The sequence below is a fragment of the Glaciecola sp. 33A genome, from assembly GCF_002836745.1.
In the GTDB taxonomy this organism is placed as follows: Bacteria; Pseudomonadota; Gammaproteobacteria; order Enterobacterales; family Alteromonadaceae; genus Glaciecola.
In genome coordinates this window covers 103,849-125,072 of the sequence record NZ_PJAR01000042.1, presented here as the reverse complement: position 1 = coordinate 125,072, position 21,224 = coordinate 103,849, and the positions used below count along the sequence as shown (strand labels likewise).

The following is a 21,224-nucleotide window of genomic DNA, read 5'->3' as shown; positions in this document are numbered from 1 at the left end:
ATTAACAACGATATTAGCAAGGCTGAAGCTCTTGAGCAATGAAGGTTTTAGCTAATTTTATTAGCATTAAGAACGGCCAATAAAGACACACCTATTTTGAGTCTAAAAGCAAACATCGCAGCTGTTAACCCTTATCATACCTATAAAAGACATCCTATTACTGCGATAAGAATCCAATAATGTCCCTTAAATGGTTTTGCAAGCCAGTGAACGAATGATTACCTCCCTCTTCAATAATACAGCAGTCAGTACCATATTTTTTTTCTGCCAACCGATAATCTAATGTTTCGTCTTCTTTCTGCAAATAAACTAAATAGTTAGGATCATTTCTCTTTATTACTTTGTTCAATTGAAGTAACTGACCAACGCTACTTTGGTCGATGCTAAACACTTCTCCAGTATAAGGATTGAGGTGTTCCCCGAAATACTCTGTCAGCAGATTGAATGGCTCGACTGCCGGATTAACAAGCACTGCTTTGCCACCATAAGTTTCAACACAATACGTAGCTAGGAAACCACCCATTGAACTTCCAATAAATCGAAGTCCATTAGTAGGTGTGTCTTTGTTCATGTTTTTGTTCATGCTTTTATTGCTCAAAACAGTACATATGAGTCGCTCGACTATCTCAACCGCTTTTGCAGAATTGCCGGGTAACTTGGGGATGTGTAGTTGTATATTTGGATGATTATGAGCAACGTATTTCAACACTAACCGTGCTTTTTCGGATTTCGGTGAGCTTAAAAATCCGTGTAAGTAAATAATATGATCCATTCGGTTCCCATTGTGTTTCTAACTTATTATAATCTGCAGTTTGCGTTGTTCTAAACAGAAGTGTAACCACTCCGCCAAAAACACATTCACCATTTGCTTTTCATTTCGCAAATGCATATTTAAATTAGGATATTCATAGGTCGGCTGTAACTTAGATACTTTCTGACAACTTAATACTTCTGCAACCTTCGCGTCGTGATACAACCTAATTTCCATAGATGGTCTTAAAAAACTGGGGGTATTGTTTGCCATCTGGGACATCATTATCGTGCTTGTGTATCTAGCGGAATCTAAAATTTTTATTTTATATTTTAATTGATCATTAATCATAAATTCATAACTAAGATTCTCCGAATCGCAGTCAGGAAGAAGTTTTAGAGCGCAAGCATAGTTGTTCTCACACGTCGCAAGAATACTGGGTAAATGCGGTACATACTTCTTTCTCAATTGTTACTCCTCAATCTTATGCATAATAATGCTTCGGCAAATGTTGTAAATAAATGAAGTTTTATGCTGTCTTAACTTCAAACCGTTCAGTAGAGTAGCAAACAGGTGTGTCCTATTTCCAACTTTTTAGTAATTTTTGCTTGTTTAAAAAAAACCATTGCAGGGCTATAATCGCTGCTGCATTGTCAATCTTTCCATTATCCAACCATTCTCTTGCGTCTGATTCTTTCACCCTGTGAACCATAATATCTTCTGACTCAGATTCTAAACCATGCACGCCCTTTGCTAGGGTTGTATCTGTTTTCGCCATGAAAATATGCAGACGTTCTGTGGTTCCACCAGGACTGGATAAATAGGACAGCACTTTTTGTAAGCCTGTGAGTAAAATGCCTGCCTCTTCAAAAGATTCACGATGACAGACTTCATCAATGTCTTCATTAGGTTCAATCATCCCCGCAATCACTTCATACAACCACGGTGTGTCGCAAGTTGCCATCGCACCTAAACGAAATTGTTCGATTAATACAAACTCCCGCGTATTTGGATCATAAGGTAAAACGGCGACCGCATGTCCTCGTTCAAACATTTCACGAGATAAAACTCGGCTCCAATTACCATCAAATAATTTATGCTGAACTTGAACTCGTTTCATTTCGAAAAAACCTTTAAAAACGGTCTCCTCGGTCAGTACTTTTACATCATCATTAGTATACTTTAATTGTTTCATTATTATCCTCTTTGACGTTTTTAACTAAAATAAACGATGCGTAACCGAATTTCAGCATAAAAATCACATTCTGTTACACTTAGTAGGAATATGTAACAACCATTCATTATGTTTAAAGACATGAATGTCTTACACTTAACAACAATGAAAAGCTCAATATAAAGAATACTATTTTAAAGGTCATTTTATGAAGAAAACCCTACTGTCACTATTTATTGGTTTTGGTCTCACCGCACCAGTATTAGCGGATGATTTATCAGAAGTTTATCAACTTGCACTACAAAATGATCCCGTTATTAATCGAGCAAAGGCTGATAAAGAACTGGCATTCAGTGGAGTTGCGCTAAGTAGAGCTAACTTGTTGCCACAACTTTCGGGTTCAGTTTCTTATTCTCTTAATTCTGGTGATCAAGTTTTTACCACTTCAAGCGGCTTCGGTACCATCGAGTCTGAATCTGATACTTTGAGAATGGGTCTAGACTTAGGCATGTCTATCTACGACCACGCCGACTGGGTAGGTATGGACAGAGCGGAAAAAGTAGCACAGCAGGGTGATGCAAATTTAGCGTCAGCTTTACAGTTACTTATAGTTCGCGTCACCAATACTTATCTTGCTGTGTTGAGAGAGCAAGACAACGTCGAATTCGTTAAAGCTGAATTACGCGCAATCGAACGTCAATTAGAACAAACCAAGCAGCGATTTGAGGTAGGTTTAACAGCAATCACTGACGTTCATGAGGCTCAAGCTAACTTCGATAATACGGTTGCACGTCAAATCCGAGCTGAAAACCAATTAGAATTGCGTTTAGAAGAGTTACGAGAAATTACCGGTAAATACCACCAAGGTATTTCGGTACTTGATACAAATTTATTCTCAGCGACTGAGCCAACGCCAGCGAAAGTTGATGATTGGTTAAAACTAGCTGAAGACTATAATTATGATTTACTAATACAGCGTTTCGCAAAAGATATCGCAATGGAGGATATTGCATCGGCTAAGGCTGGTCATTACCCGACACTAGGACTATCAGCTACCCTGAGCAGAGTTGACCGAACCACGGAAATTCAAGGCGCAGCATCTAACGAGTTTCCGACTCTAAATAGTCAATCATTAGCTTTAAGTTTGAATATTCCGATCTACCAAGGTGGCCGCGTTACCACAAGTACTGACCAAGCACGCAGTCGCTATGTAATCGCTAGTGAAAATCTTGAACTGGTTTATCGTCAAACCGTTCGCTCCGTAAGAAGCTCTTTTAACGACGTAAAAGCAGCAGTCTCTACCATTCGCGCCCTAGAGCAATCCGTTGTTTCTGCTGACAGTGCGTTGAAAGCCACTGAAGCTGGTTTTGACGTTGGAACAAGAACAATCGTTGATGTGCTTAACAGTACCAGAAACTTGTTTGATGCCAGACGCAACTTAGCAGACGCTCGTTATAATTTCATCACCGCAATTATCGACCTTAAACGAGCAGCCGGCACGCTTACCGAAGATGATTTATTGGCTATAAACCGTGTCATGAAACCTGCATAACATGCTAAGTCCAAGTAAGTAGCGATACAAACTAGCACTAGAAAAAAGCGGCAGTCAAAATGAAATTAGACTGCCGCTTTTTGCATTTTCAACCTAGAGATTTTTGCAACAGCCCAACTCTACACTTCCTTAATTAAGCCGTTTTGTTACTTATTATGAACCAAGTCTATTAGGCGATAAAAGCATCTACGACTTATTCTCTCGATCAATCAATATTTGAATCTGACCTCTAATATCTTTAATTTGGTCCTGTAGTTCATTCATTGAAGGTTCTGACTTCAAGCGCTCTTTATGCATTTCCTCATCCATCACTCCAACCACAATACCAATCACCATATTCAAAAAGGCAAACGCAGTGAAAAATATAAAAGTCATGTAGAATATCCAACTCATCGGATATATTTCCATCGTTTCATACTGAATATCAGTCCAATCCTCAAAGGTCATGACTCTAAACAAGGTCAGCATTGAAATCGCAATATCCCCCCATAAAACAGGATTAATATCTTGGAACAGATAGCTTCCGACGGCAGCGTAAATGTAGAAAATAATAAACATTAATAAGACAACATAGCCCAAGCGAGGTAAAGCTTGTAGCAACGAATTAATGAGTATTCTCAGCTCTGGAATAATCGAAATCATACGTAATACGCGGAAAATCCGAATCAATCGAGCAAGCAGGGCCATCTCAGATTCATTGATTGGGATTAAACTGATGGCAACCACCAAAGTGTCAAATATGTTCCAGCCAGACTTAAAAAAGTCCGTCTTCTTTTCTTCGGACAAAAATCTGATGGTTATTTCAAATAAGAAAAATAAAGTAATAAATACATCAAGGTACTTTGTAACCGATAACGAATTCTCTGATAAATCAAATGTTTTTGCACCAATCTCTAGTGCAGAAATAATGATGACAATAATAACAAAGAATTCAAAAAGCTTTTTTTCTTTTAAATTAAACAAGGATATACGGATGGATTCGAACATAGAAGTGCAAGCCACTTAGTAGGTAGTTGGTCGAGGCACTACAGAATGTGGTGCCTCAACAATTATTTTATAGGCCGTATTGCGTCTTTAATTCCGCTAACCTAGTGTTTGACTCGGGCAACACAAAGGTGCGAGATTCGAGTCTGCGCTTTGCAATTACCTTACTATCATTCAATAACAACGTTTCAATGTAGTTTAAGAATATTTCCTCATTTTTCACATCTTCATTCATTACTCTATTATATGCTTCTAGCGCTTCTTTAGGTTGATTTTGACGAACTAGTATCTGCGCGTATGTATCTACAGTCGCTGCATGGTTTGGCTTTAAATCAAAAGCACGTTTTCCAAACGCAAAGGCCTCACTTAGTTTGTCTTCCTCCATCAACAAATAAGCCAAGTTATTCAGTACCACAAAGTTATTTTCATTTAAGGTTAACGCATCTTTATATTTGGCAATTGCAGAGCCTTTATCTTTACCCATTTCTTTTTCGGCTAACAACATTAGTGCGGTTAAATCTTGGGGTTTGCTAGCAGAATAGTTCTTTAACAACTCGTAAGACTTGTCGTTTTGTTTCGTCAGATCATACGCCATCACAAGCACTTGTAGGTTTTTCGAGTTTTGGTTAGCATTAAAGGCAACTTCAGCATCTTCAATCGCGCCAGTTGGATTCTGCTCTCTAAGTTTGATTCTAGCCATAACACCGCGGACAAAAGGCAGTTGCTGCACTTCTTGAGTAAATCCGCCTATGACGGCTCTGGCACTTTCACTGTCGCCGCTCATTACCTGAAAATAGCTTTGCAAAACTTGAATCTGAATGTCATCTCTGGCATCTAGGTAGCGTTTAGTTAATGCTAAACCATCGCTGTATTTGTTTTGACTGTCTAACAAAAGTAATTGTCCAAGCGCAGCTTCTCGATTGTTTGGCGCCAACTCAATCCATGTTTCGTAATGCGCTTCAGCTTCTTTTATATTTCCAGACTGTAGCAACGCCATGCCCTTTGTTGGCCAAAAGGTATTCGGTGCATTTTTATCTGCGGCAATAGATTTGAGCAAAGCAAGTGCTTCATCGTAACTAGAATCACTGGCTCTCATTCTAGCTGCTAGAACAACGATGTCGGCATTCTGAGGCGTCTTCTGCAATTGCGCCAATGTTGGTTGCATTCCTTCACTGGCGTTTCCTTGCTGCTGCTTTATTGCAAAATACGCAGTCAATGCGGGTAGGTTATCCGACGATATAGCAATAAGGTTTTCGAGTTTAGTAACAGCAGCATCTAACTTTTCACTTCGAATATCTAGGCCTATTAATGCCATTTTCACTTTATTGTTATTTGGCGCAAGTGCAGATGCGCTTAGAAACTCAGCCTCGGCCTTAACTAAATCATTTTCTCTTAATGCCACTTCACCAGCCAACAAGAAACCTTGAGGATCACTGCTTGCTTCTTTTTTCCATTCAGCCGACAACGCTAGTGCTTTTTCAAGTTGATTTGTTGCTAAATAGGCGGTCGCCAAGGTCGTTTTTGCGGTTACTGACTCTGGTGATTTTGCGACTGCATTCTCCAGATCAAGCACACCGTCTATATCATTAAGACTCAGCTTCAATACACCCAAGCGAGTTAAATCTTCCGCAGTTTCACTGATACCCTCGACTCTTTTAAGCAACGCTCTGGCTTTCTTTGCTTCACCTGATTGCAGCAATTCATAACCGGTTGATGAGAATAGGGTCGCATCAGCAGCGGTTAGGTTATCTAGTCGCTTTAATACTTCTGACGCTTCTGTTGTCATTCCTGTTTGCAATTGACTGGCCGCTAGAATGCGCAAGCCTGCGTGATTATCAGGTAAGCCACTTGCAATGATCGATAAATGCGAAACGGCAGCTTCAAAGTCACCTTGTTGAAAAGCACTATAGCCAGCAACCAACCTAACAATCGGATCAGTATTGCCATTAGTAATTGCAATTTCAGAAAATTTCTGAGCATTCACAAAGTCTTTGTCTGCAGCACGAATGACGCCTTTTAATTGATTCAATAACGCATTTTGATCATTGATTTTCAATAAAGTATCGACGTGCACTTCAGCTTCTTGTGTTCTAGTTTGCTCAACCAACATATTTGCCAGTGCAAATCTCGTTTCAATGTCCCCTGGCGCTGCTTTCACATATTGGGCATAAACATCAGCCGCTTTGGTTGGTTGTTGGTTGATTAAATAGAGACGGGCAGTCACATTTAATACATCTTTGTTGAGTGGTGCTTGATTTTGTAATTGAATTGCCCTTTCTAGTGCTTCTTGATTCTTTTCTGATAATACTAAATTAAGAACACCCGCCAACCCTTTGTAAACCGAACTGGTATCCAATTGCATTAGTTCTTGAATTAACACTATCGCTTCGTCTGGTTTACCAAGTTCAATAAGAGACTGCGCCTTGTAGTAACCAACTTCGGCCCTCTCTACCACAGTCAACTCGGACATATCATGTTCGAGTCCTTCCAGCGCGGCATTCGCTCCTGTGCGTTGGTAAGATCTTGCTAGCAAGGGAATCGTTTTTGAGGCCGAATAACCCAGTTCCAGTGCTCGGTTGAGTTCTTTTTCAGCAGCTTGATAGTTTCCTTGCTCCAAGTACAAACTACCTAGTTCAAAACGCGCTTCTGCTTGTTTAGGGTCTAACTGAATGGCATTTTTAAGCTCAACTATCGCGGCTTGTTGATCTCCAGTCACAACAAACTCTTTAGCAGCAGCGATGTGTTCCTCACTGGTTTTTTGTTGGCAGCCGCCTAAGCCTATTAGTGATGATAGCAAAAGTGCGGCAAGCGATATTTTTTTAATTACTTTCGTATTAGAGAAAAATATATTGGTTGTGTTGATACTTTGCTGGCAATTACGATTATTTTTTTTCATTCTTTTGTCCACTTTTTATCCTATTCCCTTGTATTTTAACTTGTTTTTGAAATACAAAAACGGCTCACATCCCAATTAATTAGTAGCTAACTCAGGTGGTTACAAACTAGTCAAGAGTAATGGTGGTAAATAACCATTAATTCTTATATAATTCTTTTTTTAAGAAGGCTCTCACATCCCTTCAGCAATGCCCCCTTTCAGTCTATCAGGATACACGATGACCGACACTGTCGATGTTACATTTAAAGATTTAAATCTTCCAACGTATTTATTACAAGCGTTAGAAAAAGTAGGCTATGAAAAGCCATCTCCAATACAAGCTAAGAGTATTCCACTTTTACTCGCGGGTCACGACCTTTTGGGCCAAGCTCAAACAGGTACGGGGAAAACAGCTGCATTTGCACTGCCAATGTTAGCAAATATTGACCCAGACGAGAACTTTACACAACTTCTGGTATTAGCGCCAACTCGCGAACTTGCTATTCAAGTTGCTGAAGCGTTTCAGGTCTATGCCAGTTTTTCGAAAAAAATTCGAGTACTGCCTGTATACGGTGGTCAGTCTTACGATAATCAGATCCGTCAGCTTAAGCGCGGAGTTCAGGTTGTAGTTGGTACTCCGGGTCGAATTATAGACCATATTAAGCGCAAAACACTGAAACTAGACAAGCTTAAATTTCTAGTCCTCGATGAAGCTGATGAAATGCTTAGAATGGGCTTCATTGATGACGTTGAATTAATTTTAAGTCACGCGCCGGCAGAACGCCAGACCGCGTTGTTCTCTGCAACAATGCCTGATGCGATTAAGAAGATAACAAAACGTTATTTGAAGAATCCAGAGCATATTAAAATTGAGTCAACTGTTTCATCTGCGAGCATGATCAAGCAGCGTTATTGCCAAGTTGCAGGTCATCATAAATTAGAAGCATTAACTCGCATCATGGAAGTTGAAAAGTTCGACGGTATGATTATTTTTGTGCGTACTAAAACAGCGACAGTTGAATTAGCCGACAAATTAATGGCGCGTGGGTATGTTGTTGAACCCCTTAACGGTGATATTCCGCAGAATGCGCGCGAGAGAACGGTTGAGAAACTGAAACGTGGTGATATTGATATTTTGGTCGCTACTGATGTTGTTGCTCGTGGTCTTGACGTAGAACGCGTCAGTCATGTTCTTAACTACGATATTCCATATGATACTGAGTCCTACGTTCACCGCATAGGCAGAACTGGCCGAGCGGGAAGAACTGGTGACGCAATTTTGTTTATTTCTCATCGTGAAAAACGTTTATTGTTCGCAATTGAGAAAGCAACAAAGCAACGTATAGAAAACATGGAAATCCCTTCAATTTCACAATTGAATGAGTCACGTTTAGAACGTTTCAAGCAGAGCATTATAGAAGCGATGAATGATGAATCGATTGAATCATACATACCCATCGTTGAATCAATCATGGAAGAAACTGAAGCTTCTCCAGATTTAATAATGGCTGCACTTGCCAAAGTTGCGCAAGGTAATGAGCCTTTGTTGTTAAAAGAATCTGACCGTCCAGATTTGCATAGCAAACCAACGTTCAATGATCGAAGCGACAGTGGAGACCGTGATAACGGCAGAAGACAAGGTCGCAATGAGCGCACTGAACGTGGCAAAAGTGATCGCAATGAGAGAAAACCGCGTCCCGCAAGAGGTGCAAGCACACCAGACGAAGGTATGCAGCGCTTCCGAATTGAAGTAGGCCATTCGCATGGTGCGAAGCCAGGAAACATTGTCGGCGCAATTGCTAACGAAGCAAACATCAGCAGTAAAAACATAGGTGCTATTGAAATCTATGATAACTTTACGACTGTAGATTTACCTAAAAGCATGCCTGCAGAAACTAGAGAAACGCTCGCAAAAACACGCGTAGCGGGTCAACGTTTAAATATACGTGAATGGTCTGATACACCGCCAAAACGTAAAAGTTAGCGGCTTCTGCTAGTAAAAATACGAAAGCCACTTTGAGTGGCTTTTTTTATGCCCAAAATCCTGAGTTGTTAAATAATATATTTATATCCGGCAAAAGCGTCGTTAATCGATAAGCAACACAAAAAATTTTGACGTCAAAAAGTGTTGATATATTTGCAGGTCGCTTGCACTCTAAATTTCATATCTGCAGAGGTACAATTTATGTTATCGAATTTACGCATGACTCAAGAGTGGGTAAAATGTTATTAACGACATTGGGAATTTTAGTATCAATCATTCTTTTTTAAGTAGCACCGTGTTGGAAAACAACCAAACAATATATCGATGAGTATTTATCGGAATCGATGTTGCTTCATCGCTAACAATTTATAACTATCCTATTTTTGGTATTTTCTACTTCACAATTTTCGTTTGCCAATTAGTTTATATTGACTCGCAAAGCGAGTCTGTCGAGGAAGCCTTTATATTCACCTGCTCTATTTAAGTGGTCTGCTACCACAGCACGATAAAATCATTACCACAATTCATCAAGCTTGTGAAAATTAGCACTGCACTAATTTGTCCAATCTTTTAATTAAATCAAATTTGTAAAACTTATTAAAAAACAAAAATTTACCGTATATCATATGAGCGCTAACGTATTTATAAGTAGAATTATTTCTGTATAACGGGATTAGGACACATTGCTATTGCACGCAACAACAATGGACATAAAACTTATTTGAAACAACCTTTTCATCAATACATCACCTTAAATTATAAACTCGTGTTGACGGGTTTACATAAAGCTTCTTTAATTTTTGGTCTGATTTATGCTGTAGGAATTTGTAAATCTCTCAACGCTAGAATGAGCGACTAATTGGCCAAAGCGGTTTACGATTGGTTGCCTATTCTTTGTCATGCTTTACTGCTCTCTTCGATTTGCAGTCCGTTACATCAAGTATTACACCCAATTGGCAATTTAGGCAACAAACAAGCCGCCGAATAACATTGTCGGTATTTGATTAGCCCGCTTATCTTCCGTTAAGTTTGATCAGCCACTTAAACGATATACCTCACCTATGCTGTGTTGATAGGCCGGTAATAAACTGGAACTCGCCAACATTCATTCTCCCTGTTTACATATCGGACATGCCCAATGATGGCTAAACGGTATTTCAGTAGCGTCTTTTTTAATAGAAGTAGCACGCTGTGGTTGTTGCTGGATGAATGAGCGTTTATTGCGACGACATCGATTGGCCCTTGAGTTGACGATAGTCTCGGTAATTACCGTTTCAGGCTTACTGAGAGACGGTTTGCTATAAACGCACCAAGGCTCCAACATCAGCTTATCCGGTTCTGGAATAGTAACGTTCCGAGACCTCAATGCCTCACACATTTTCGCTTTAAAAACACCTGATAATGCTTTCACCGGAAACAGATAATCAGTTTTTACTTATTGCCAATGATTAGCCCCATCTCAAACGCCGCACGGCACCAAGCGATGCACATGAATGTGCTGGCTTAAGGCTTGTCACCACGCATCCACCGCCATCGTTATCCCTAATTACCCCTTTAGACGTTTGCGATTATGCGCAAACTTATCGAGGATCTGCGAGACAGCTTGAAACAGTGAGCGGTAAAGTTCTGCTTTTACATCGTGGGTGATGACATTTAATTCATGCGGTAGTATTAATACCAAATAAAAGTAACGCGTATTGATCAATTCGGCTTTTTGAGCCTTATTCACAAACTTCATTTAATTCACAAACTTCATTTACCATTCACAAACTTCATTCGAAACTGACATAAACAAAGAAATTGCTGAATGCTTTTAGCTTTCTAATTCCAAAATGAAATATTACCTTTAAAAATATTGCTATATTAGAATAAGGATAACCCTCATAATTAAACTCAATATTTATGACAAGCGCGCACACTAATGAAGTATTTCCCTATATTCGTCGATGCTGAATACATCCATTGCCTACTAGTTGGCGCAGGCGAAGTTGCCGCTAGAAAATGTGAACTGTTGTTAAAAACTCCGGCAAAAATAACGATTGTATCGCCGTGGGTAAGTAACACAGTAAAACGACTTGCCGCCGAATCAACTCAAATTACTTTAATTGAAAGAAAATTTGAAGATACTGATATTGAAGGCAAGCAAATGATTTTTGTTGCTACTGATGATGCACTTGTAAACAAGCACATACACGATATAGCACATGCTAAAAACATGCTCGTCAACGTAGTTGACAACACACCGCTATGTAAATTTATTACACCATCTATCGTCGACCGCTCACCCATCATCATCGCAATGAGCAGCGGCGGTGTTGCGCCTGTTTTACTTCGTTATATTCGTCAAAAACTAGAAAGTGTTATACCTGCAAACATACGACTATTAGGTGATTTTTCAGCTAAGTTCCGCGATACAGTCAAAGGAGCACTTTCTTCGGTAACTGACAGACGCTACTTTTGGGAAGAGGTGCTTGACGGTGACATTGGTGAATCAATTCTGCAAGGAAACGAAAAACTTGCAGAAACGAAATTCGATAAAGCACTTATTGCCTATAAAAATGGTGATAAACCCGCTGGTCAAGTTTATTTGGTTGGCGCAGGTCCTGGAGACCCCGACCTACTCACCTTCAGAGCATTAAGATTAATGCAAAAAGCTGACGTTGTTGTTTATGATCGGTTAGTAAGTCCTGAAATACTTGAGCTCGTGCGCAGAGACGCGGAAAAAATTTATGTTGGAAAGGAAAAAAGCAATCACACTATCCCACAAGAAGATATTAGCAAACTACTAGCGAAGGAAGCATTAGCTGGAAACAGAGTGGTTAGATTGAAAGGAGGCGACCCGTTTATATTTGGCCGTGGAGGAGAAGAAATTGAAACTCTCATTGAACATGGTATTGACTTCCAAGTAGTGCCTGGTATTACTGCCGCTACAGGAGCGGCGAGTTATGCAGGTATACCATTAACGCATCGCGACCATGCACAGTCAGTAACATTCACCACTGGCCATTTGCGCGATGACACTATCAATTTAAATTGGCCAGCACTTGTTCAACAGAATCACACGGTTGTATTTTATATGGGACTAACCGGTTTACCTATAATTTGTGACAAACTAATTGAACATGGAATGTCTCCAGAGATGCCTATTGCGCTAATCCAATCAGCAACTCGAGAAGATCAAGCCGTTGTTACCGGAACGCTTGATAATATTGTCGGTAATCCTAGAGTTGCGTTGTTAAAGCCACCCACTTTGATTATTGTAGGTAGCGTTGTTAATTTACATTCATCACTTAACTGGTTTTCTCGAGGAAACGTAGACCAATAATATTGTAAGGTTAGTTAAATGCGATACATGTTCAAGATCTTAATTAATATTGCTTTAATAGTCATGTTTATTACGCCATTTAAGGCCGACTCTCAACAAGAATATTTTTTTAAAAACAGTTCTACCTTAGGTATTGAGTTCAATTATCAATGGCAAAGCGAAGATGGTATTCGTAAACTCAAGTTTTTACTTACGCACACAGACATCGATAAGCTACCAACTTCCGCTCCTGCCTACAATACGCTTCTCGCTCAAAATTATATTCACAGAAATTTACTCGAATATGCCAAAACAATAGACCCAAAAATTGCGAATATTTCAATTAAGCGATCTGCGGGGTCCTTGAATATGCAAGTTTCTGGTAAATATCCCGAACAGATAGACAAAATAACAGCGACACTTGGTAAAAAGCACGAAGAAGCAGAAGCCGAATACTTAACCAAAAACTACTATGTTCCTTTTAAAAATGAAATGGGCCGGCTGACTATTAAACAAGATCATCGGCGTTACGCTGAAGAAAGCAGCAATCATCTTTCTGGTGTTGTGCTCGCTATTAAAGAGCAACTGAATAATCCTAATAATGCCAGAGAGTTTATTGATTTCACCTTGAATTGGCTGCAAACCATTCCCTATGACACTCTTGAAAATCGTATCTCGTCAAATGGATCTGGGTTTGCCGCACCTCAACAACTCCTATTAAACAATAGAGGGGACTGTGATAGTAAATCAACTTTGTTCCTTGCCCTTTTAAAATCTTACAACCCAACGTTATCTGCCAAAATGGTTTTCTTACGCAATCATGCATTGGTTGGAGTTAATATGAATCCAAATGAAACGGATGCACAAATAGTACAAAATAACTTATCTTATATCCTCGCTGAACCAACTGGCGCAGCACAATATAAATTAGGTGAAATAGCCCCATCAAGTCAAATCGCGATAAGAAATCAACAATTCACCACGGAACTATTTTAGAATTAGGTGCCAATGAGCGTCAATGATAAAAACAGCAGTAATAAGGACAGTAATAAGGACACACCAATTTTCCTTAGCCGAAGACGGAAAAACACAAAACTAAGACACACCTCTATGCAACGTAACGATAAAACAGGTGTGTCCTTATTCCAGAGTTTACAAAATGGATTGATTGTAAATTAACCAAAAGTTGCAGAACTTTTTGTTAACATCTATTGTTCGCCTTAGAATGTGCAAGTTGGTTGTTAAACTAGTCACAAAAGACACATCACTGAAGCATTAATTAATCCAAAGCAGAAGACAAATAATGATATCGACAAGACAGAAGCTGTTACCCTTTCTACTATCCGGTTTACTGAGCTTTAGTGCAATCAGTATTGCCGATGGGCATGACGAAACAGACAAAGAAAAAGAAAAGCCTTTCGCAACATGGGATGTGTTAAATCCGCCTATGACATTATCTAGCGTTGAAATAAACACGGATGAAACCACCTGGTCTAGCTTAGACGTTAGTCCAGACGGCAAGCAGTTTGTGTTTGATATGCTCGGAGATATTTTTATTGCTAGCATTAACGGTGGCGACGCTAAATCGCTAACTCAAGATTTTGCTTGGAATATACATCCTTCAATTAGCCCCGATGGCAAACAAATTGCCTTTATTTCTGACCGCGATGGCCTTTCAAATGTTTGGGTAATGGACATGAACGGCGAAAACTTGCGCCAAGTGACCAAGGAAAAGAGCAACTTAATACACTCTCCTAAGTGGAGTCCAGATGGCGAATATATTATCGTCAATAAAGGTATTATGTCGAGTCGAAGTATTCCGGCAGGTGAAATCTGGCTTTATCACCAAAGCGGTGGCAACGGTCTAGCAATCAAAGAACGTGTTAGTGGCAAGGTCGACCAAAAGAATATTACTGACCCTGCATTTTCATCGGATGGGCAATATATCTATTATACCCAAGATATTACCGACGGCTCCCAATTTAGCTACAACAGAGATGCCCTGAAAGGCATATTCGCAATTATTCGATATGACAGAGAAACAGGTGAAGAAGAACGCTATATCTCTGGCACAGGAGGCGCTGTGGTTCCTACACCTTCCCCAGATGGAAAATACATAGCATTTGTTCGTCGTGTAAAAAGTAAAACAGCCTTATTCCTAAAGGATATACAGACTGGCGATGAAAAAGCGGTATTTATGGAACTAGAACGTGACATGCAAGAAGGTTTTGGAAGCGAAGGTTATTTTCCCTATTTTGATTGGACACCAGACTCCGAACAAATCGTATTTTGGACAGGTGGAAAGTTTCATAAACTGAATATCAAAGATCAGTCATTAGCAACGTTAGATGTAAACATTAAGACAACAGTTCAGTTTGCAGATGCGCTGCGCTTTGATGTCGATGTTGCGCCGGATGAGTTTGATGTAAAGGCGATACGTTGGGCCCAAAAATCACCAAACGGTAACTCAATCTTGTTTCAAGCACTCGGTAAACTTTACACCAAAAATATTAAGAGTGGTGAAATACAACGCTTAACTAAGCAAAATCAGCATGACGAATACTATCCGCGTTTCTCAAATGACGGTAAGCAAATCGTTTATACGACATGGAGTGATGATAATCTTGGCGACGTAAGGATTATTTCCGTAAGAGGCGGCAAAGGTAAAGTAGTCAGTTTGTCAAAAGGCCATTACATTGAACCAAGCTTTTCAACAGACGGAAAAATGCTTACCTATCGCAAATTTACTGGCGGATATTTGCTAGACCCAACCAACTCTATTGATCCTGGTATTTACGTTCTTAACTTAAAAGAAAAAACCACCGAACGTGTCTCAAAAAGTGGTGTTGAACCGCATTTTTCTGCAGGTAATGAGCGTGTTTATTTCAGTGAATCGGTGGCTGGTACTCCTTATCGTGAAACCCAGTTTTCTAGCGTGAATTTGCGGGGTGAAGACAAACGTGTGCATCTATATGGCGCCGACAAAGTAAGTGAATACCGCTTATCACATGATAAAAAGTGGGTTGCTTTTGTGCATCAATACAACACATTCGTAACTCCTTTTGCAGATAATGGTCAAAAAGTGTCGATTGGTCCTAAAATGTTGTCACTTCCTGTCAAGCAACTTTCTGCACGCTCAGGTAACTACATGACTTGGAGCCCGAATAACGATTCGGTGGGTTGGTCTCATGGTCCTCGTTATTTTGAACGCAGTTTGGATCAAGCCTTTGACTTTTTAGCAGAGCCCAATGCTCAATTGCCTGAACCATTAAACGAAGGTATGGATTTATCATTTAAGAAAAAGTCTGACAAGCCAAATCGCTATACTGCAATTGTTGGTGGCAAAATTGTTTCCATGCGTGATGCCGATAATCAAGAGGAAGTATTTGAAAATGGCGTTGTATTAATAAAAGACAATAGAATCGAAGCTGTCGGCAAAAGAGCAGAAATCATGATCCCTGACGATGCACTCATTATCAATGCTGAAGGGAAAACAGTTATTCCTGGACTAATTGATACTCATGCACATGGAGCACAAGGGCGAAGTGAAATTATTCCTGAGCAAAACTGGAGTCAATATTCTAATCTCGCCTTTGGTGTAACAACTATTCATGATCCATCAAATGACACCACTGAGATAATGGCCGCAGGGGAATTACAAAGAGCAGGTCAACGAATAGCTCCAAGAACTTACTCCACAGGAACAATTTTATATGGCGCAGAAGCACTTGGCTTTAAATCTATTATTAACGACTATGATGATGCCTATTATCACGTCCAAAGATTAAAAGACCTTGGGGCTATTTCGGTTAAAAGTTACAACCAACCGCGACGCGATCAACGCCAACAGGTGCTAGTCGCAGCTAAAAACCAAGATATGATGGTCATGCCTGAAGGCGGTGGCAAATTCCAACAGAACATTACTATGCTGGTTGATGGCCACACTGGTTTGGAGCACAGTCTTCCCATTGCTTCCGGTTATAACGACCTGACCCAACTATGGAAAGCCACGAAGTTTGGTTACACACCTACGTTTGTTGTTTCCTATGGCGGATTAAGCGGTGAAACCTACTTTTATGACCGCACCAATGTCTGGGAAAATGAGAGATTAATGCGTTATACACCTCACTTCTTGGTTGACCGTAATATCCGCCGTCCCAAAGCACCTGATGATCACTACAATCATTTTGCCGTTGCTAAATATGCAAAAGAGTTACGCGACAATGGTGTTAGCGTTCATATTGGAGCACATGGTCAACGCGAAGGCTTGGCTGCACATTGGGAGTTATGGATAATGGAGCAAGGTGGTTTTACCCCATTTGAAGCACTTCGCGCTGGCACCATCGATGGCGCAAGACACCTAGGTATGGACAACGCAATCGGCAGCATAGAACCGGGAAAGTTAGCCGACTTAGTCATTATCGACGGTGACGTGCTGAATGATTTAAGACGCAGCGAATTTGTTGACTATACAATGATTAATGGTCGCGTATTTGCAGCAGCAACAATGAATGAAGTGGGTTCGAAAAAGAAACGGTCTCCTTTCTTCTTTGAAAATGATAACAGCTTATTTATGCCTCAAGAAACTCAGCAGCAAATGGAAGAGAAAGCACATATGTATCATTGGGTGCATTAATTTACGTTAGTTTCTAGCCTCAGAAGTTTAAAAGCGTGCCTATGCGGCGCGTTTTTTTATGCCTTCATTTTTAATAATATTTACGTTTTGTTTATTATTCATACAGAAAAAACACTAAAGTTATGCGTAACCTCTTAATTTAACTAAAAAACACGATTTAATTTTCTAACGTTAAACAATCAAAAACAGACTAAGAAATAGCGTCATTTAACTTAAATTACCAGTATAAAATCATCTAACACTCTATTTATATTGAAATTAACTCTCCTGAACCAAAGTAACCTATATTAATGGGCTTGATCATTAGTACATCTTTAAAAATGGGACAAAATTGCAAAATGTCCCATTTTTAAAAGTATTTGTCTCATTTTTAAACGTCGTTTTGAAAGAATCTAAGTAAGCTAGTTGTTCACATCAAAAAGTGATGACACCCGAATAATCTTTTACTTTCAGGGAATGAAAAACACATGCAACATTCAACCGAGCTTTTTAGACAAGAAGCAATACAAGGGCAAAATTCAAACAACCTTGGTGAGGCTCTGCTGTTACCAAAAACGAATCATTTGGTGATCACCACTATTCTAGTCTGTTGGTTTTTGCTTTTGTGCGGGTTGCTTCTTAACGCCAATTTTAGTCGTAAAGCGACTGTGAATGGATGGCTGGTAAGTTCTAAATCAAGCATTGATGTCATGGCGAAAGAGGCAAGTGGTATCATCAAGTCCACACTAATAAGCAACGGACAAGAGGTGTTGAAGGGTCAGGTGTTAATCGAGATATCGCGCAATGTTCCCTCACTCTTAAATGGAAATTACCAGCAACAATTTCATTCGCTCATGCAACAACGTGAACTATTAGAAAAACGTCAAATTATACTCGTTGATAAGTATCAACAACAAGAGAATCAGAATGACAGTTTGATACATAGCTATCAGCAACATTTAAGCGTTAATATTCAAATTGAAAAAAAATTAAACCAACAAGTCAATGAAGCGGGTGTTGAAGAGGCATTATTACTGTCACTCCTGCAAGTTAACAGCATTCCAAAATTAAGCTATAACGCGCAAAAAGAGAAACGCCAGGCGATTGAATTGCGGCAGGCACAGGGGTATTCAACAAAATTAGAGTTTGAACAAAGATTGTTGTCGGTCAAACAAAACCAGGTAAGTAACAAAATAGCGTTAGCAGAAGAACTCAATACACTTGCATCAAGTTTGCAACGCATTACCCAAGAGATACAACGATTCGAAGGCGCTGGTGACTACTTAATTAAAAGCCCCATTGACGGCATAGTGCATAACTTACAAGCAACTAACGGCGAGACTATTGGTAGCAATATGCCCTTACTCCAAATAACCCCGCTCAACAATCCACTGATAGCGGTCTTATACGTGCCATCAAATCATGCAGGCTTTATCAAGAATAAGCAGTTAGTTCAGCTCAAACTAAACGCATTCCCCTACCAAAAATTTGGTATGTCAACGGCTCAGGTGTCATATGTGTCAAAACAAATACTATTACCGCATCAAGTAAAACGTTTGCCTATGCAACTCACAGAGCCCGTTTTTCTTATTAATGCTATTCTCGATAATCAACAACTTAACGCCAATGGTGACACGGTTGAACTGAAGGCCGGTATGCTATTTCAGGCTGAGATAACGCTGTCAAATAGAAGCCTATTGGAATGGTTGTTAAGTCCAATTTATAGCTTACGAGGCACAGTCTAATGTTCTTCGATTCTGACGCTAAAGCAAAAAGTACAAATACCCAAACAGTTACGCAGAAAACAGTCCACACCAAGGTGAGTCATATATTACGCTTTTCGTCAAAGCCTTGTCTTAATATTGTTATGCAGGCTGAGTCCAGTGAGTGTGGTTTAGCTTGCGTTGCTATGATCGCCAACTTTCATGGCAATCATATTACCTTAGATAAGCTACGCCAACTGAACCCAATATCAATTCAAGGAAGTAATCTGACTCAAATAATGCAACTTGGCGAGTTACTAAGCTTCTCTTGTCGAGCATTGAAAGTACAACTAACAGAACTGAATCAACTGAATACGCCTTGTATTCTACATTGGAATTTCCAACACTTTGTGGTGTTAAAGAAGGTAGCAAAGGAGCATTGTTATATTGCAGATCCCGCGCTTGGCCTAAGAAAATTAGGTATGCGGCAAGTCAGTGACGCCTTTACTGGCATCGCGGTTGAAATACAGCCGAATACTAAATTTACGAAAGTAAGAGCATCGCAAAAGCTAGAAATAAAAGATTTTTTAAGCCAGGCTATTGGCATTAAAAGACAGCTGGGGATCTTATTTGGCCTAAGTCTATTGCTTCAGCTTTTTGCCATCGCAGCGCCTTTTTACATGCAAACTGTTATCGATGAAGTCATTGTAAAGTCGGATATCTCTCTACTCAATGTGCTCGCAATCGCTTTCCTTTTGTTACTATGTATAGATACCCTCACATTCATGCTTCGCGAAAGGGTCATGCTCTATTTTTCGAATCAATTTAGCATTCATATGTCGACTCGCGTTTTTGCCCACCTGCTTTCACTGCCCGTAGACTATTTTCAAAAAAGACATTTAGGTGACATTGTGAGTCGCTTCGGATCCCTTCAAAATATTCGTCATATTGTGACATCTGGCATTATCTCGGGCCTCATTGATGGACTGATGGCGGTATTGATGCTTATCGTTTTATTCTTCTATTCTTCCACACTTTCCAGCATCGTTTGCTTAGTCGTTGTATTTTACGGGCTTCTACGCTGGGTATTCTTTAATCCCATGAAACGCCAAAATATGGAAGTGATTCAAAGCCAAGCTGCCGAAAACACCCATTTTATGCAAAGCGTTCGGGCAATAAAAACAATTAAGCTCAATAACAAAAGCACACAACGCGGTTCTCAATGGCTTAACCTTCTTAGCCGTGCCATGAATAAACAAATTGAGCTTTCACGTTGGCAAATAAATTTTTCAGTGCTTAATAAAATATTATTTGGTGTAGAGAATATCATTATCGTTTATTTAGCGGCCCAACTGGTTACTATAAACTTGTTCTCTATAGGTATGCTGTATGCGTTCATGAGCTACAAAGCTAAGTTTATTAATGCCGCTGACAGTTTGATTAATAACTGGCTCGAATTCAAAATGCTCCGAGTACACTTAGATAGATTGGCGGACATTGTATTTACCGCAAGTGAAATATCGAAAAACCTAGAAAATGAAATCAACAAAAATGTAGAACACCTAACCGCTAATGTAGAAAGTGCCTTTCACTTATCAGTTCGTGATTTATCGTTTCAATATCATCCAACTCAAGACTGTATTTTTAAGAACCTAAACTTGAATATTCCGCGTGGTAAAAGTGTGGTTATTTGTGGTCAAAGTGGCTGTGGAAAATCGAGCTTGTTACTCTGCTTAATGGGATTGAGTAACAGTACTAAAGGCCATGTTTATATCGATGGTCATTTACTCAATGCCAGCAACCGACACCAACAGGGTGTTGCGGCCGTGCTGCAGGATGATCAGTTACTTAATGGCTCAATTCTAGAAAATATTACTGACTTTGCCGACACAACAGACCTACCTCTCGCTATTGAGGTCACTAAAATAAGTTGTCTGCACGACGATGTCATGCAAATGACGATGCAGTACAACACGTTAGTAGGAGATATGGGGAGCACATTGAGTGGCGGACAGAAACAACGATTACTGCTTGCTCGCGCTCTTTACAAGCAACCCAGATTATTATTTATGGACGAAGCAACAAGTCACCTTGATGCCTTTACAGAAAACACGATAAACAACAACTTACGTAAATTGAGCATGACTAAGATTATGATTGCTCATCGACAAGAAACGATTGGAAGTGCAGACATTGTGCTTGCTTTTATTGAAGGTGAATTATGCGATATTACGCACCAATATGTCACCAATACCCACCAGCAAAAAACATCAAAATAAGGA

The 21,224-nt window shown here is 39.7% G+C and carries 14 protein-coding genes; 7 read left to right on the top strand and 7 right to left on the bottom strand.

Translation table 11 applies throughout. The features are described 5' to 3' along the window. Positions 1–157: 157 nt before the first annotated feature. The 3 genes from CXF81_RS13255 to nudF all read right to left on the bottom strand — a co-directional run bounded on the left by CXF81_RS13255 (position 158) and on the right by nudF (position 1,946). Complete coding sequence (locus CXF81_RS13255; RefSeq protein WP_101181825.1) at positions 158–772, bottom strand: YqiA/YcfP family alpha/beta fold hydrolase; 615 nt, start codon at positions 770–772, stop codon at positions 158–160. An 18-nt stretch (positions 773–790) separates the two neighbouring features. Then, positions 791–1,219, bottom strand: coding sequence for a DUF1249 domain-containing protein (locus CXF81_RS13250; protein WP_232771926.1), 429 nt, complete (start codon positions 1,217–1,219; stop codon positions 791–793). 112 nt (positions 1,220–1,331) lie between these two features. Further along, complete coding sequence (gene nudF / locus CXF81_RS13245; RefSeq protein WP_101181824.1) at positions 1,332–1,946, bottom strand: ADP-ribose diphosphatase; 615 nt, start codon at positions 1,944–1,946, stop codon at positions 1,332–1,334. A 187-nt stretch (positions 1,947–2,133) separates the two neighbouring features. Between nudF and tolC the strand changes: the two genes are divergently transcribed. After that, positions 2,134–3,477, top strand: a complete 1,344-nt coding sequence (gene tolC / locus CXF81_RS13240; protein WP_101181823.1) for an outer membrane channel protein TolC — start codon at positions 2,134–2,136, stop codon at positions 3,475–3,477. A 186-nt stretch (positions 3,478–3,663) separates the two neighbouring features. Here the strand turns inward: tolC and CXF81_RS13235 are convergent, their stop codons facing one another. Together CXF81_RS13235 and prsT are read right to left on the bottom strand one after the other, a co-directional pair. Then, positions 3,664–4,464, bottom strand: a complete 801-nt coding sequence (locus CXF81_RS13235; RefSeq protein WP_101181822.1) for an ion transporter — start codon at positions 4,462–4,464, stop codon at positions 3,664–3,666. Between the two features lie 67 nt (positions 4,465–4,531). Beyond that, positions 4,532–7,357, bottom strand: coding sequence for an XrtA/PEP-CTERM system TPR-repeat protein PrsT (prsT, locus tag CXF81_RS13230; RefSeq protein ID WP_232771925.1), 2,826 nt, complete (start codon positions 7,355–7,357; stop codon positions 4,532–4,534). 217 nt (positions 7,358–7,574) lie between these two features. On the opposite strand from prsT, the gene CXF81_RS13225 reads away from it, so the two are divergent. Beyond that, entirely contained in the window at positions 7,575–9,320 is a 1,746-nt protein-coding gene (locus CXF81_RS13225; RefSeq protein WP_101181820.1) for a DEAD/DEAH box helicase, read from the top strand. A gap of 1,105 nt (positions 9,321–10,425) precedes the next feature. On the opposite strand, the gene CXF81_RS19910 is transcribed toward CXF81_RS13225, so the two are convergent. Both CXF81_RS19910 and CXF81_RS13220 read right to left on the bottom strand, forming a co-directional pair. Next, positions 10,426–10,731 (bottom strand): hypothetical protein, encoded by a 306-nt coding sequence (locus CXF81_RS19910; RefSeq protein WP_157825564.1) that lies wholly within the window; start codon positions 10,729–10,731, stop codon positions 10,426–10,428. A gap of 135 nt (positions 10,732–10,866) precedes the next feature. Next, positions 10,867–11,058 carry a hypothetical protein gene (locus tag CXF81_RS13220; protein ID WP_101181819.1) on the bottom strand — a complete coding sequence of 64 codons (192 nt, stop codon included), beginning with the start codon at positions 11,056–11,058 and terminating at the stop codon, positions 10,867–10,869. A gap of 183 nt (positions 11,059–11,241) precedes the next feature. On the opposite strand from CXF81_RS13220, the gene cysG reads away from it, so the two are divergent. The 5 genes from cysG (at position 11,242) to CXF81_RS13195 (ending at position 21,221) form a co-directional block, all read left to right on the top strand. After that, positions 11,242–12,645, top strand: coding sequence for a siroheme synthase CysG (gene cysG, locus CXF81_RS13215; RefSeq protein WP_101181818.1), 1,404 nt, complete (start codon positions 11,242–11,244; stop codon positions 12,643–12,645). A 27-nt stretch (positions 12,646–12,672) separates the two neighbouring features. Next, positions 12,673–13,620: a hypothetical protein gene (locus tag CXF81_RS13210; RefSeq protein ID WP_157825563.1), complete on the top strand. Its 948-nt coding sequence runs from the start codon at positions 12,673–12,675 to the stop codon at positions 13,618–13,620. Positions 13,621–13,927: 307 nt separating this feature from the next. Beyond that, the gene (locus tag CXF81_RS13205; protein ID WP_101181816.1) at positions 13,928–17,260 is read left to right on the top strand and encodes an amidohydrolase family protein; all 3,333 of its coding nucleotides are present in this window, start codon (positions 13,928–13,930) and stop codon (positions 17,258–17,260) included. A 467-nt stretch (positions 17,261–17,727) separates the two neighbouring features. Beyond that, positions 17,728–18,984, top strand: a complete 1,257-nt coding sequence (locus tag CXF81_RS13200) for an HlyD family secretion protein (protein WP_101181815.1) — start codon at positions 17,728–17,730, stop codon at positions 18,982–18,984. Continuing rightward, the gene (locus CXF81_RS13195) at positions 18,984–21,221 is read left to right on the top strand and encodes a peptidase domain-containing ABC transporter (RefSeq protein ID WP_101181814.1); all 2,238 of its coding nucleotides are present in this window, start codon (positions 18,984–18,986) and stop codon (positions 21,219–21,221) included. Before CXF81_RS13200 ends, CXF81_RS13195 begins: the two co-directional genes overlap by 1 nt. Positions 21,222–21,224 lie beyond the last annotated feature (3 nt).

Excerpts from the sequence above, each read along its gene's own strand:
- CXF81_RS13255 (WP_101181825.1), bottom strand. The coding sequence starts at position 772 with ATGGATCATATTATTTACTTACACGGATTTTTAAGCTCACCGAAATCC.
- nudF (WP_101181824.1), bottom strand. The coding sequence starts at position 1,946 with ATGAAACAATTAAAGTATACTAATGATGATGTAAAAGTACTGACCGAG.
- tolC (WP_101181823.1), top strand. The coding sequence starts at position 2,134 with ATGAAGAAAACCCTACTGTCACTATTTATTGGTTTTGGTCTCACCGCA.
- CXF81_RS13235 (WP_101181822.1), bottom strand. The coding sequence starts at position 4,464 with ATGTTCGAATCCATCCGTATATCCTTGTTTAATTTAAAAGAAAAAAAG.
- prsT (WP_232771925.1), bottom strand. The coding sequence starts at position 7,357 with ATGAAAAAAAATAATCGTAATTGCCAGCAAAGTATCAACACAACCAAT.
- CXF81_RS13225 (WP_101181820.1), top strand. The coding sequence starts at position 7,575 with ATGACCGACACTGTCGATGTTACATTTAAAGATTTAAATCTTCCAACG.
- CXF81_RS13220 (WP_101181819.1), bottom strand. The coding sequence starts at position 11,058 with ATGAAGTTTGTGAATAAGGCTCAAAAAGCCGAATTGATCAATACGCGT.
- cysG (WP_101181818.1), top strand. The coding sequence starts at position 11,242 with ATGAAGTATTTCCCTATATTCGTCGATGCTGAATACATCCATTGCCTA.
- CXF81_RS13210 (WP_157825563.1), top strand. The coding sequence starts at position 12,673 with ATGTTCAAGATCTTAATTAATATTGCTTTAATAGTCATGTTTATTACG.
- CXF81_RS13205 (WP_101181816.1), top strand. The coding sequence starts at position 13,928 with ATGATATCGACAAGACAGAAGCTGTTACCCTTTCTACTATCCGGTTTA.
- CXF81_RS13200 (WP_101181815.1), top strand. The coding sequence starts at position 17,728 with ATGCAACATTCAACCGAGCTTTTTAGACAAGAAGCAATACAAGGGCAA.
- CXF81_RS13195 (WP_101181814.1), top strand. The coding sequence starts at position 18,984 with ATGTTCTTCGATTCTGACGCTAAAGCAAAAAGTACAAATACCCAAACA.